Origin of the sequence: Streptomyces sp. NPDC058092, assembly GCF_042884935.1 — a bacterium.
Taxonomy (GTDB): domain Bacteria; phylum Actinomycetota; class Actinomycetes; order Streptomycetales; family Streptomycetaceae; genus Streptomyces.
In genome coordinates this window covers 80,033-92,619 of record NZ_JBHVSY010000001.1, presented here as the reverse complement: position 1 = coordinate 92,619, position 12,587 = coordinate 80,033, and the positions used below count along the sequence as shown (strand labels likewise).

Sequence of the window (12,587 nt, the reverse complement as noted above, 5' to 3'; positions counted from 1 at the left end):
GGAACGTAACAATGCCCCCGACCTGCGCGTCCGCCCCCGTACGGAGTAGGCGGAAACGGTCCCGGCGTGCTCATAATCGGCCCCATGCCGCATGTGCTTCTGATCGAGGACGACGCGTCCGTACGCGACGGAATGGAGCTCGTGCTGCGCCGTCACGGGTACGGCGTGGACACCGCCGCCACCGGCGAGCAGGCCCTCGCCCTGCTGGCCGGGGAGCGGGGCGCGCGGGTCGAGCTGGCCGTACTGGACCTGATGCTGCCCGGAATGGACGGCTTCGAGGTGTGCCGCCGCATCCGCGCTCGCTCGGCGACGCTGCCTGTCATCATGCTGACCGCGCGCGGCGACGACTCGGACATCGTGACCGGCCTGGAGGCGGGCGCGGACGACTACGTCGTCAAGCCGGTCACCGCGCCCGTCCTGGAGGCCCGCATCCGGGCCGCGTTGCGGCGCGCGGAGCCGTCCGCACGACAGGGTCCGGACGCCGATCTCGCCGGGCTGGTGATCGACCGCGCCGGCCTGACCGTCACCAGGAACGGCACACCGGTCCCGCTGCCGCCCACCGAACTGCGGCTGCTGCTGGAGCTGTCGGCCTCCCCCGGCCGGGTCCTCAGCCGTGAGCAGCTCCTCGAATCCGTCTGGGACCACACCTACCTGGGCGACTCCCGGCTGGTGGACGCGGCGGTCGGCCGGCTGCGGGCCAAGATCGAGGACGTACCGGCCAAGCCGCGGTACGTACAGACGGTGCGGGGCTTCGGCTACCGCTTCGGTCCGCTGTGAACCGTACGGACCGGGGCAGGCACGGCGCCGCCTCGACGAGGCGCTCCCGGCGGCTCGTCGGCGGGCTGCGCACCCGGCTCGTCGCCACCTTCGTCGCCGTCGCCCTCATCAGCGCGGTGACCGCGACCGCCCTCGCCTACCGGGAGGCCCGCACCGCCATCCTCCAGCGCACCCAGAACGCCGCCGTGAACGACCTCCGGGAGCGGGCCACCGCGGTAGCCGCCGACTTCGACCTGCCGCCCGACCAGCAGTCGCTGTCCCGGTTCGCGGCGAAGGTCTCGGAGGGCGTCGGCGTCCGCCCCGTGGTCGCCCGCTACCAGGACCTCGTCGCGGTCTCCGACTCGCTCGCCGGCACGGAGGACCTGATCACCATCGATCTGCGCACCGCCGTGCGCGCCGGCGACGGAGCCCGGTTCCAGCGGGTGGTGTGGCGGGGCGAGCCCTATCTGGTCGTCGGCATGCCCGTGACGTACGCCGACGGGGACCGCCGCACCTCCGGCCTGGAGGTCTTCGCGCTCGCCGATCTGCGGGCCGAGCGCGACGACACCGCCGCCCTGCTGGACTCCGTACGGGCGGGCACCGTGCCGGTGATGCTGCTGGCCGCCGCCCTGGCGCTGCTGGCCGCGGGGACCGTCCTTCGTCCGGTGCGGAAGCTGGGCCGGGCCACTCGCGAGCTGGCGGCCGGAGATCTCGGCAGCCGGGTCGCCGTCACCGGGCACGACGAACTCGCCGACCTGGCAAGGACGTTCAACGAGACCGCCGACGCGCTCCAGGCTTCCGACGCGGAACTGCGCGGGCAGGAGGCGAAGGCGCGCCGCTTCGTGGCGGACGTGTCACACGAACTGCGCACGCCCCTCGCGGCGATGACGATGGTGGCGACCGTCCTGGAGGAGGACGCCGACCAGCTGCCGCCGGACGCGGCGCGGGCGGCCCGTACCGTCGGCGCGGAGACGGCGCGGCTGTGCCGGCTGGTCGAGGACCTGATGGAGATCTCCCGCTTCGACGCCAAGGCGGTCCGGCTGAACGGGGCCGAGATGGACCTCGCCGACACCGTACGGGCGTCGCTGGCGCTGCGCGGCTGGACGGACCGGGTGCGGACGCATCTCCGTGAGGGCGTACGGGCGGTGGTCGACCGGCGCCGCGTCGACGTGATCGTCGCGAACCTGGTGGGCAACGCGCTGCGGCACGGAGCCCCACCGGTCACCGTGACCCTCGGGACGACCCTCGCGACGGACGGGGAGTGGGTGACGCTGGAGGTCGCCGACCAAGGTCCCGGGCTACCGCCGGGGGCTCGGGAGCGGGTCTTCGACCGGTTCTACAAGGCGGACGCGGCCCGCACACGTGGCGCGGCCGACGACAGCGGACAGGGCAGCGGCCTCGGCACGGCAATCGCGCTGGAGAACGCACGGCTGCACGGCGGCACGATCGACGTGGCCGACGGACCGCAGCGCGGCGCGGTGTTCACGCTGCGGCTGCCCCTGCGACGTTCGGGAGAAGGCACGGAGTGAAGGTTCGGCAGGCGGGCGTGGTCGCCGCGCTGGGGATCGCCCTCATGGGCTGCGGTGTCCAGCCGACCGGAGTGATGGACGCGGGCGAGCCCGCGTCCGGGCCGACGCGCGGGATGCGGCTGTACTTCGCGTCCGACAGCGGACTGCGCGCAGTGCCGCTGCTCGACAGGGAGGTCGACAACCTCGACGCGGTGGTGAAGCTGCTGCTCGCCGAGGGGCCGTCGCTCGCCGCGCAGCGCGACGGGCTCACCTCTCTCGTCCACCTCGACGGCTTCTCGGCGACCGGCACGGACACCCGCGTCACGCTGCGCCTCGACGGCCCCTATGCAGAAACTGCGCGCGACCTGGGCACGGGGCAGTTGGTGTGCACACTGGCGCGCGCCCAGTCCGTACTCGACCCGAAGGTCAGGACCGACGACGTCGAGGTCACCCTGCGGCCGTCCGAAGGCGCCGCGCTGGGCCCCTACCGGTGTGCGGAGTTCCTCAACGGGTGAGGCGCGCGCCGGGCGCGTCCTCCTGGTGTCGTCGTCCGCGACGGACGCCCCCGCCGGCCCCCGCCGATCCGCTCGGCGGTCCTGCCTGGAGTCCCGGGCCCAGCTCACTCCGGCAGCAAATGCCCCCGCCGCGACAGCAGGAACCGTTTGAACGCGGCCACCGGCGGGGTGTCCGGGTGGCCGTCCAGCCAGGCGACGCCGATCTCGCGGGCCGCCCTCGGGGCCGTCACCGTGAGTTCGACGACTCCGGGGCGGGCCACGGCGGGCGGCGGCAGCAGGGCCACGCCCAGGCCGGCCGCGACCAGGCCGCGCAGGGTCTCCGCCTCCTCGCCCTCGAAGGCGACACGTGGGGTGAAACCCGCCTCCGCGCACAGGTCGTCGGTGATCCGCCGCAGGCCGTACCCGGGTTCGAGGGTGACGAACTTCTCGTCGGCGGCCTCCGCCAGGCGGATGCGGCGGCGCGAGGCGAGCCGGTGGTCCTCGGGGACGACGAGACGCAGTCGCTGCTCGTCGAGGCGGCGGGCGACGAGGTCGGGGGCGTCCGGGACGGGTGAGGTGAGGCAGAGGTCGAGGCCGCCGGCCCGGAGGCGTTCGATCATCGCCTCGCCGTAGTTCTGCACGAGCTGGAAGCGGACCCGGGGGTGGTCGGCGCGGAAGGCGCGAATCAGGGCGGGCACGGTCTCGGAGCCCATGGTGTGCAGGAAGCCGAAGGCGACCTTGCCGGTGGCCGGGTCGGCGTCGGCCCGTACCGAGTCGGCGGCCTTCTCGACCTCGGCGAGGGCACGCTCGGCGGAGCCCAGGAAGGTGCGGCCCGCGGGCGTGAGGGAGACGGTACGGCCCTTGCGGGCGAACAGGGCGACTCCCAGGTCCTGTTCGAGCCTGACCATCGACCGCGAGAGCGTCGACTGCGGGACGCCGAGCTCGTGCGCGGCGCGGGTGACGTGCTCGTGGCGGGCCACCGCCTCGAAGTGGGCCAGTCGCGGCGCGAGGACGGCGCGAATGTCTTCTTCGTAACTACTGGGTGACAGCCGTGGCTGTGACCTGTGTTCATGCACCATGGGATTGATTATCGTCACTTCGTGCATTGGACGCATGAAGCCGGGCGGCCTACTTTCGAACCATGCCTCCTGCCAGTACCGGGGCGTCCACCCTCACCGTGGTCGCCTCACCCCAGCCGTCCCCCGTCGCCGCCGCTGCCACCACCACCGGCACCGCCGCGCCGGACCGTCTCGAACCGGGCCGCCCCGGCTACCGCCGGATGAGCTTCGCGCTCTTCGCCGCCGGTGTCGCGACGTTCGCACTCCTCTACTCCACCCAGGCCCTGCTGCCCGCCGTCTCCGCCTCCCTCGGCGCCACGGCCGGCCAGGCCAGCTGGACGGTCTCCGCCGCGACGGGCGCGCTGGCGCTGTGCGTGCTGCCGATGAGTGCGCTGTCCGAGCGGTTCGGGCGGCGGCAGATGATGACCGCGTCGCTGACGGTCGCCGTACTGGTCGGGCTGCTCGTGCCGTTCGCGCCCTCGCTGGGCTGGCTGATCGCGCTGCGCGCCGTCCAGGGCGCGGCGCTGGCCGGACTCCCCGCGTCCGCGATGGCGTATCTGGCCGAGGAGGTACGGCCGAAGGCACTGGTCGCCGCGATCGGACTGTTCGTGGCGGGCAACAGCATCGGCGGGATGAGCGGCCGCATCCTCACCGGCTGGATCGCGCAGCTGTGGGGCTGGCGGGCGGCGCTCGGCGCGGTCGGGCTGCTGGCCGTGGCCTGCGCGGTCGTCTTCCACTTCATGATCCCCAGGGCCCGGCACTTCACCCCGGGTTCGCTGAACCCGAAGGCCCTCGCGAAGACGGTGGGCGGGCACCTCGCCGACCCGCTGCTGCGCCGGCTGTACGCGATCGGCGCGCTGTTCATGACGGTGTTCGGCGCGGTCTACACGGTGATCGGCTACCGCCTGGTGGAGGCACCGTTCAACCTCCCGCAGGGCGTCGTCGGCTCGATCTTCCTGGTCTATCTCGTCGGTACGGTCTCCTCCGCCGCGGCCGGCAAGCTGGTCGCCCGCCTCGGCCGACGGGGCGCGCTGTACCTGGCCGTCTCCACGACGGCCGCCGGTCTGCTGCTGTCGCTCGCCGACCAGCTGGCCGCCGTACTCCTCGGCCTGGTCCTGATCACGGCGGGATTCTTCGCCGGGCACGCGGTCGCCTCCTCGTCCGTGAGCCGTACGGCGACGAAGGGCCGGGCCCAGGCGTCGGCGCTGTACCAGTCCGCGTACTACCTGGGCTCCAGCGCGGGCGGCACGCTCGGCGCGGTCGCCTTCCACGCCGGGGGCTGGGCCGGGACCGTGTCGCTGGGGCTGTTCGCGGTCCTCGGCGTCGTCTCGGTCACGCTGTACGGCTCGCGGGCCGCGCGCGCCGAGCGGCGGCGGCTCGTGCCGGTGGCATCCGTGCAGAGCTGACATCGTGGCGTCCGTACAGAACTGAGACATACGGCGCACAACCATCCACTCCCCGACGCGCGTCTAGCAGACGGAATCACCTCACGGCGCGCGAAGGGGAGTTGGCGTACATGGGAATCGCAGGAAACATACGGGGGGGCGGGTCGCGGCGCGCGGTCGCGCTGTCCGTCGCCGGTCTGATGGCGGCGCCCGCCCTCGTCGTGGGCACCGGCGGATCCGCGCAGGCGGCGTCCTGCACGACGTCCACCGGGCCGTACCAGAAGCAGGTCGAGAAGTATCTCCACCGGCCGGTCGACGGCAGGCAGTCGGCCGCCGACTGCAAGGCGATCCGGTCGTTCCAGACCACCTACGGCGTCACGCCCACGATCGGTTACGCGGGACCGGTCACCTGGCGCACCATGAAGACGCTCACGGCCCAGAAGGCGGCCGGCACGAACCCCAACAAGGCCAAGAAGTGCCCCACGAACAAGGGGCGCATCGCGTGCGTCGACCTGACCCGCCAGCTGAGCTGGATCCAGGACGGCAGCAAGCTGAAGTTCGGCCCTGTGCCGGTGCGGACCGGGCGGGACACGTACGAGACGCGCACCGGGGCGAAGAAGATCTACTGGCGGCACATCAACCACGTCTCGTCGATCTACCACGTGTCGATGCCGTACTCCCAGTTCTTCGACGGCGGGCAGGCGTTCCACTCGGTGGGCGTGAAGATGTGGAACCCGCCGGGGTCGCACGGCTGCGTCAACATGCGTCCCGCCGACGCGAAGTCGTACTGGAATCTGCTGAAGAACGGCGACGACGTGTACGTGTACGGGCGCAAGCCCGGAACGTGACCGGAAGGTGTGCGGCTTCAGTGCTTCCCGTCCCCGTTGTCAGTGGCCTGCGGTAGCTTCCGAAGTGCTGAGTGAGCGGTGTCACAGCGCAACAGGGGTGGAGCGATGAGTGATCTGACAGCGGCGGCGGACATCGACAGCCGTCTGGAGGGACACCGGGTCGAGCTGACTGGCTACTGCTACCGGATGCTCGGTTCGGCCTTCGAGGCGGAGGACGCGGTGCAGGACACCATGGTGCGTGCCTGGCGCAACTTCGAGAAGTTCGAGGGGCGTTCCTCGTTGCGGTCCTGGTTGTACCGCATCGCCACCAACGTCTGTCTGGACATGCTGAACGCCGGCAAGAAGCGGGCCCGTCCGGTCGATCTGACGGGCCCGACGCCGCTCGCCCGGGCGGCGCTCAACCCGCTGCCGGAGAACACCTGGCTGGAGCCGATGCCGGACGGGCGGATCCTGCCCACGGTCACGGACCCGGCGGAGGCCGCGGTGGCGCGGGAGTCGGTGCGGCTCGCGTTCGTCGCCGCGTTGCAGCATCTGCCGCCCAAGCAGCGGGCCGTGCTGATCCTGCGCGAGGTGCTGGCCTGGAGGGCGAGCGAGGTCGCCGAGCTGCTCGACACCTCGGTCGCCTCGGTCAACAGCGCCCTCCAGCGGGCGCGCGCGACCCTCACGGAACACGAGGGCGAGGCCGTCGACACCGCGAATCCGCTCGACGAGGAGCAGCGCAAGCTGCTTGAGCGGTACGTAGCGGCCTTCGAGGGCTACGACATGGCGGCGCTGACCGCGCTGCTCCATGAGGACGCCGTGATGACGATGCCGCCGTTCGACCTCTGGCTCCAGGGGCACGACGACATCACCGGCTTCATGCTCTCCATCGGCGCGGGCTGCGCGGGCTCCCGCCTGGTGGCGACGTCGGCGAACGGCACCCCGGCGTTCGCGCACTACAAGCCGGATCCGGACGGGCCCGGGTTCGTGCCGTGGGCGGTGCAGGTCATCGACGTCTCGGAGGGCTCCGTCACCGGGATGCACTGCTTCCTGGACACCCCGCGCTGGTTCCCGCTGTTCGGCCTGCCGGATCATCTCGACGACGCGGCGTGAGGCGGGAAGCCATAGGGCGGGACTGAGGGGGAACGGGGCGCGGGCGGGCGGCGCGGGCGAGCGCCCGCGCCGGGCGCGCACCCTCCGGACCCCGCACCCTCAGGCCCCACTCCCCCCGGCTTCGGCTTCGGCCCCGGTCCCGCACCCGACGTCCACCACGTCGGCCAGCCCCACCAGGTCCAGCAGGGCCCGCAGTTCGGGCGGTGCGTTGCGCAGCCGCAGTCGCAGCCGGCCGCCGCCCGCCCGGCGTACGACGAGCCCCAGCCGCGCTATCGCCTCGACCAGGGCCAGGTCCGCCTGTACGACCCCGCCCACATCGCAGTCCACCCCGGCGTCGGCTTCACGGACGACGCCCCCGGGGTCGTACAGCAGCGACTCCAGCTCGGCACAGAGTCCCGGCACCGTGGCCCGCGTGACGCGGCCGGTGACGACAAGAACGATCGAGGTCCTGGCTTCCACACCAGGGAGACCGACCCGGCGGCCGAAACTCATCGCTGACCGCCTCCGCACGGTGAACGTCCGTCAACTGCGGCCATCTGCACGGTTCCTGTGAACCTTTTCGATCAATTCCCCCTCTAGGCAGGTGAACCGGTCAGCACCGACATCTCATCGGTACCGACTGTCCAGTGGCCCCTCGGGGGCCGCCTGATTCTCCAGGGGGAGAGTTGCGCAGACACGTGAGAAACGCGTGTGTTTCGACCATCGCCACGGCAGCCGCCGTGGCGCTCGCGGCCGGTATGACCACCCCAGCCGTGGCACAGCCGGATCAGGTCCGGCCGACGGGGACGAAGTCCCTGCCCCGCTATCAGCTGACGCTCATCACCGGCGACCGCGTCTCGGTGGATGCCAAGGGCCGGGTCGTGGGCTTCCAGCCCGCGAAGGGGCGTGCGCAGATACCCGTACAGCGGCAGGACCACGGTGGTCACACCTTCGTCATTCCGTCGGACGCCCGCGGGCTGATCGGCTCCGGCAAGCTCGACCGGCGGCTCTTCGACGTCACTCTGCTGAACCGTCCGGAGATACGCAGGTCCCAGCAGAAGGGCCTGCGGCTGATCGTCGGTTACCAGGGCGCACAGACCTCGTCCGCCCGGGCCGACGTCAGGGATGCCGGCGGCACCGCGGTCAGCCGGACGCTGAAGTCCCTGAACGCCGAGTCGGTGGTCACGCCCGAGCGCGATGCCGGGGACATCTGGCACGCACTCACCACCAAACCGCAGCGCAGCCCCCAGCGCACCACGGCCCCGGGAATCAACCGGGTCTGGCTCGACGGCGTACGCAAGGCGAGCCTCGACAAGAGCGTGCCGCAGATCGGCGTGCCCGCCGTGTGGAAGGCCGGCTACACGGGCAAGGGCGTCAAGATCGCCGTCCTGGACAGCGGTGTGGACGCCACCCATCCGGACCTCAAGGGCCAGATCCTGGCGACGGAGAACTTCAGCACGTCGTCCGACACGAAGGACCGGGTCGGGCACGGTACGCATGTGTCCTCGATCGTGGCCGGTACGGGCGCCAAGTCGGGCGGGAAGTTCAAGGGCGTGGCGCCGGACGCCAAGCTGCTCGAGGGCAAGGTGCTCGACGACGACGGCTACGGCGACGACTCCGGCATCCTGGCCGGCATGGAGTGGGCCGTCGCGCAGGGCGCCGACGTCATCAACCTGAGCCTCGGCGGCTTGGACACCCCGGAGATCGACCCGCTCGAAGCGGCGGTCAACAAGCTGTCGGCCGACAAGGGCGTCCTGTTCGCCATCGCGGCGGGCAACGAGGGCGATTTCGGCGCCGGTACGGTCGGCTCGCCGGGCAGTGCGGACGCCGCACTGACCGTCGGTGCGGTCGACGACAACGACAAGCTGGCCGACTTCTCCAGCCGCGGCCCGCGCGTCGGCGACAGCGCGATCAAGCCCGATGTCACCGCCCCGGGCGTGGACATCACGGCAGCCGCGGTGCCGGGCTCGCTCATCGACCGGGAGTACGGCCAGAAGCCGGCCGGCTACACGACCATTTCCGGTACGTCGATGGCGACCCCGCACGTCGCGGGCGCGGCGGCGCTCCTCAAGCAGCAGCACCCGGAGTGGAAGTACACCGAGCTCAAGGGGGCGCTCACGGCCTCGACGAAGCCGGGTGCGTACACCCCGTTCGAGCAGGGTTCGGGGCGGATCGCCGTCGACCGGGCGATCGCCCAGACCGTCGTCGTCGACCCCGTCTCGGTGAACCTCGGTGTGCAGCAGTGGCCGCACACCGATGACACCCCGGTCACCGAGCAGGTGACGTACCGCAACCTGGGGACGACGGACGTCACTCTCTCCCTGTCGGTGACGGGTCTCGGCCCGAAGGGCAAGCCCGCCCCGGCCGGTTTCTTCACCCTGGGCGCGAACGAGGTCACCGTTCCGGCGGGCGGCACGGCCGACGTGCCGCTGACGGCGGACACCCGGCTCGGTGGCACGGTGGACGGTTCGTACTCGGCCTACGTGGTGGCGACCGGTGGTGGCCAGACCGTCCGCACGGCGGCCGCGGTGGAGCGCGAGATCGAGTCGTACGACGTGACGCTCAAGGCCATCGGCCGTGACGGCAAGGCGCCCGCGAACGCGAGAGCCGATCTCTCCGGCCTCGACGACTCCGTCTCCGACATGTGGCTCATGCCCGAGATCACCAACGGTTCGGTGAAGGTGCGGGTGCCCAAGGGCCTGTACTCGCTCAGCGCGGACCAGGTGCTGGGCTCGGATGATGTCTACAAGGGCGGCGACTGGTTCGTCCAGCCGAAGCTGAACGTCACCAAGAACACCACGGTGACGTTCGACGCCCGCAAGACCAAGCCGGTCAGCATCACCCTGCCGGTGAAGGGGCTCAAGCCCGGCTACGTCGCGACCGACTACACGATCGAGGACAAGAACTACTCGGCGGGCTTCGGCTACTCCGTGCCGGACCAGAAGAACTTCCGCACGGCGCACGTAGGCCCGAAGCTGACCGACCGCTCGCTGTCCCAGCACTGGACGGGCACCTGGTACAACGGTGCGTCGAGCGAGTACGACATCATGCTCGGCGGCCCGGTGACCCAGCTCTCGACCGGCTACACCCGCAAGCTGACGGCCAAGCAGTTCGCCGCGGTCAAGGTGGCCATGGGTACGCCCGGTGTGAGCCGTAAGAGCGGTGCCATCAGCGCGTGGGGCAGCCTCCCCGGCGAGGGCGGGACACTGTCCCTCATGCCGGTGGAGCAGAAGCTCCCCGGCACCCGCACGGTCCATGTCTCCACCGCCGACAAGGCCAGGTGGGGATTCGACTTCATGCAGGTCGGCGGTCACGACGCCCAGGGCTTCCCGATCGTCGATTCCATGTACTCGCTCGGTGCCGAGCAGGCGTTCACCGGTGGCAGGACGTACGCGAAGACCGTGAACACCGGTGTCTTCGGACCGCGGCTGGCCAAGGGAGACGGCATCATCCGCGAGGGCAACGAATTGTCCGCGTCCATTCCGCTGCACGCCGACGGCAAGGGTAACGACGGCTACATGGACTACACCTCGGTGAAGACGGTCCTCTACCGCAACGGCAAGAAGTTCGCCGAGAACCAGGATCCGCTCTTCGGGCTGGAGCCGTTCATCCTCCCGGCCGCCTCGGCGGACTACAAGCTGACGACCTCGGTCCGGCGCAGCGCCAGGATCGGCACCCTGTCCAGCCGTATCGACGCGAGCTGGACCTTCAAGTCCAGGAAGGCGGGCTCCGCGAAGCTCCCGGCATCCACGGTCCGCTTCACACCCAACGTGACGCTGGACGGCAGGGTGACGGCGGGCAGGACCGCCTCGGTACCGGTGACGGTGCAGGGTTCGGCCGCCGGCACGAACCTCAAGTCGCTTACCGTGTACGTCAGTTACAACGCAGGTAAGACCTGGAAGAAGACCACGGTCAAGTCGGGCAAGATCTCCGTGAAGAACCCGGCCAAGGGCAAGTCGATCTCCTACCGGGCCAATGTCACGGACAAGCAGGGCAACAAGTCCTCGGTGTCGATCTACAACGCGTACTTCGGCAAGTAGGCGCCGACCGCATGAGAGCGGCCCGCCGGGACGGATTCCTCCGCCCCGGCGGGCCGTTCGCGTGCGGTGCGATCGAAACTGTTACGCGATGCGCTCGCGCACGACCGGCGTCGGCGTGAACTCCGTGCCCTCCGGGGCGATGTCGTACGAGGAGGGCAGGGCCTTCAGCGCGTAGTCGAACTTCTCGGGGGTGTCGGTGTGCAGCGTCAGCAACGGCTGTCCGGCCGTGACCGTGTCACCCGGCTTGGCGTGCAGTTCGATGCCCGCGCCCGCCTGCACCGGGTCCTCCTTGCGGGCCCGGCCCGCGCCGAGGCGCCAGGCGGCGACGCCGATGTCGTACGCGTCCAGGCGGATCAGTACGCCGGTGGCCGGGGCGGTCACGACGTGCTGCTCGCGGGCGACCGGGAGCGGGGCGTCGGGGTCGCCGCCCTGGGCGGAGATCATCCGGCGCCAGACGTCCATCGCGGAGCCGTCGGCGAGGGCCTTCTCGGGGTCGGCGTCCTTGAGCCCGGCCGCGTCCAGCATCTCGCGGGCGAGGGCCAGGGTGAGGTCGACGACGTCCTTCGGGCCGCCGCCGGCCAGCACCTCGACCGACTCGCGCACCTCCAGGGCGTTGCCCGCGGTCAGGCCGAGCGGGGTGGCCATGTCGGTGAGCAGCGCGACCGTCCGCACCCCGCTGTCGGTGCCCAGCGCGACCATGGTGGAGGCCAGTTCGCGGGCGTCGTCGATCGTCTTCATGAAGGCGCCCGAGCCGACCTTGACGTCCAGGACGAGTGCGCCGGTGCCCTCGGCGATCTTCTTGGACATGATCGAGCTGGCGATCAGCGGGATGGCCTCCACGGTGCCGGTGACGTCGCGGAGCGCGTACAGCTTCTTGTCGGCGGGGGCGAGCCCGTCACCGGCGGCGCAGATCACCGCGCCGGTGGTGTCCAGGACGCTCAGCATCTCCTCGTTCGAGAGGTGGGCGCGCCAGCCGGGGATGGACTCCAGCTTGTCGAGCGTGCCGCCGGTGTGGCCGAGGCCGCGCCCGCTGAGCTGCGGCACGGCGGCGCCGCACGCGGCGACCAGCGGGGCGAGCGGCAGGGTGATCTTGTCGCCGACGCCGCCGGTCGAGTGCTTGTCGGTGGTGGGCCGGGAGAGCGACGCGAAGTCCATGCGCTCCCCGGAGGCGATCATCGCGGCGGTCCAGCGGGCGATCTCGGTGCGGTTCATGCCGTTCAGCAGGATCGCCATGGCCAGCGCGGACATCTGCTCGTCGGCGACCTCACCGCGGGTGTACGCGTCGATGACCCAGTCGATCTGCTCGGGGGTCAGCTCGCCTCGGTCCCGCTTGGTGCGGATGACGGAGATGGCGTCCATGTCCTGGAAGTCCTTCCGGCCGGTACGTGACGTACGCAAGAGTCCCGTATGACTCTACGCGCATAGAG

Annotated in this window: 10 protein-coding genes; 7 read left to right on the top strand and 3 right to left on the bottom strand. The window is 71.1% G+C overall.

Going from position 1 to position 12,587, the window contains the following annotated elements:
• The first annotated feature begins 84 nt into the window (after nt 1–84).
• The 3 genes from ACFVV1_RS00475 to ACFVV1_RS00465 are packed head-to-tail and all read left to right on the top strand — an operon-like array spanning nt 85 to nt 2,779.
• On the top strand, nt 85–777 hold the full coding sequence (locus tag ACFVV1_RS00475; protein ID WP_389982257.1) for a response regulator: 693 nt from the start codon (nt 85–87) through the stop codon (nt 775–777).
• Nucleotides 774–2,285, top strand: coding sequence for an ATP-binding protein (locus ACFVV1_RS00470; protein WP_389982254.1), 1,512 nt, complete (start codon nt 774–776; stop codon nt 2,283–2,285). The genes ACFVV1_RS00475 and ACFVV1_RS00470 overlap by 4 nt, the downstream gene beginning before the upstream one ends.
• Nucleotides 2,282–2,779, top strand: a complete 498-nt coding sequence (locus tag ACFVV1_RS00465) for a hypothetical protein (RefSeq protein ID WP_389982251.1) — start codon at nt 2,282–2,284, stop codon at nt 2,777–2,779. The genes ACFVV1_RS00470 and ACFVV1_RS00465 overlap by 4 nt, the downstream gene beginning before the upstream one ends.
• Before the next feature lie 104 nt (nt 2,780–2,883).
• Here ACFVV1_RS00465 and ACFVV1_RS00460 read toward each other — a convergent pair whose 3' ends face one another.
• Entirely contained in the window at nt 2,884–3,837 is a 954-nt protein-coding gene (locus ACFVV1_RS00460) for a LysR family transcriptional regulator (RefSeq protein ID WP_389982248.1), read from the bottom strand.
• Nucleotides 3,838–3,899: 62 nt separating this feature from the next.
• Between ACFVV1_RS00460 and ACFVV1_RS00455 the strand changes: the two genes are divergently transcribed.
• The 3 genes from ACFVV1_RS00455 to ACFVV1_RS00445 all read left to right on the top strand — a co-directional run bounded on the left by ACFVV1_RS00455 (nt 3,900) and on the right by ACFVV1_RS00445 (nt 7,141).
• Nucleotides 3,900–5,222 carry an MFS transporter gene (locus ACFVV1_RS00455; RefSeq protein WP_389982245.1) on the top strand — a complete coding sequence of 441 codons (1,323 nt, stop codon included), beginning with the start codon at nt 3,900–3,902 and terminating at the stop codon, nt 5,220–5,222.
• A gap of 110 nt (nt 5,223–5,332) precedes the next feature.
• A complete protein-coding gene (locus ACFVV1_RS00450) occupies nt 5,333–6,049 on the top strand; it encodes a L,D-transpeptidase family protein (protein ID WP_389982243.1) in 717 nt (238 codons plus the stop codon).
• A gap of 105 nt (nt 6,050–6,154) precedes the next feature.
• On the top strand, nt 6,155–7,141 hold the full coding sequence (locus ACFVV1_RS00445; protein ID WP_389982241.1) for a sigma-70 family RNA polymerase sigma factor: 987 nt from the start codon (nt 6,155–6,157) through the stop codon (nt 7,139–7,141).
• A 99-nt stretch (nt 7,142–7,240) separates the two neighbouring features.
• On the opposite strand, the gene ACFVV1_RS00440 is transcribed toward ACFVV1_RS00445, so the two are convergent.
• A complete protein-coding gene (locus tag ACFVV1_RS00440; protein ID WP_389982238.1) occupies nt 7,241–7,633 on the bottom strand; it encodes an STAS domain-containing protein in 393 nt (130 codons plus the stop codon).
• A 185-nt stretch (nt 7,634–7,818) separates the two neighbouring features.
• On the opposite strand from ACFVV1_RS00440, the gene ACFVV1_RS00435 reads away from it, so the two are divergent.
• A complete protein-coding gene (locus ACFVV1_RS00435) occupies nt 7,819–11,160 on the top strand; it encodes a S8 family serine peptidase (protein ID WP_389982235.1) in 3,342 nt (1,113 codons plus the stop codon).
• 81 nt (nt 11,161–11,241) lie between these two features.
• Here ACFVV1_RS00435 and ACFVV1_RS00430 read toward each other — a convergent pair whose 3' ends face one another.
• Nucleotides 11,242–12,519 carry a thymidine phosphorylase gene (locus tag ACFVV1_RS00430; RefSeq protein WP_389982232.1) on the bottom strand — a complete coding sequence of 426 codons (1,278 nt, stop codon included), beginning with the start codon at nt 12,517–12,519 and terminating at the stop codon, nt 11,242–11,244.
• Between the last annotated feature and the right edge of the window lie 68 nt (nt 12,520–12,587).

Bases quoted from the DNA above. Each gene is read 5' to 3' on its own strand.
- ACFVV1_RS00475 (WP_389982257.1), top strand. From the start codon at position 85: ATGCCGCATGTGCTTCTGATCGAGGACGACGCGTCCGTACGCGACGGA.
- ACFVV1_RS00460 (WP_389982248.1), bottom strand. From the start codon at position 3,837: ATGGTGCATGAACACAGGTCACAGCCACGGCTGTCACCCAGTAGTTAC.
- ACFVV1_RS00455 (WP_389982245.1), top strand. From the start codon at position 3,900: ATGCCTCCTGCCAGTACCGGGGCGTCCACCCTCACCGTGGTCGCCTCA.
- ACFVV1_RS00450 (WP_389982243.1), top strand. From the start codon at position 5,333: ATGGGAATCGCAGGAAACATACGGGGGGGCGGGTCGCGGCGCGCGGTC.
- ACFVV1_RS00445 (WP_389982241.1), top strand. From the start codon at position 6,155: ATGAGTGATCTGACAGCGGCGGCGGACATCGACAGCCGTCTGGAGGGA.
- ACFVV1_RS00440 (WP_389982238.1), bottom strand. From the start codon at position 7,633: ATGAGTTTCGGCCGCCGGGTCGGTCTCCCTGGTGTGGAAGCCAGGACC.
- ACFVV1_RS00430 (WP_389982232.1), bottom strand. From the start codon at position 12,519: ATGGACGCCATCTCCGTCATCCGCACCAAGCGGGACCGAGGCGAGCTG.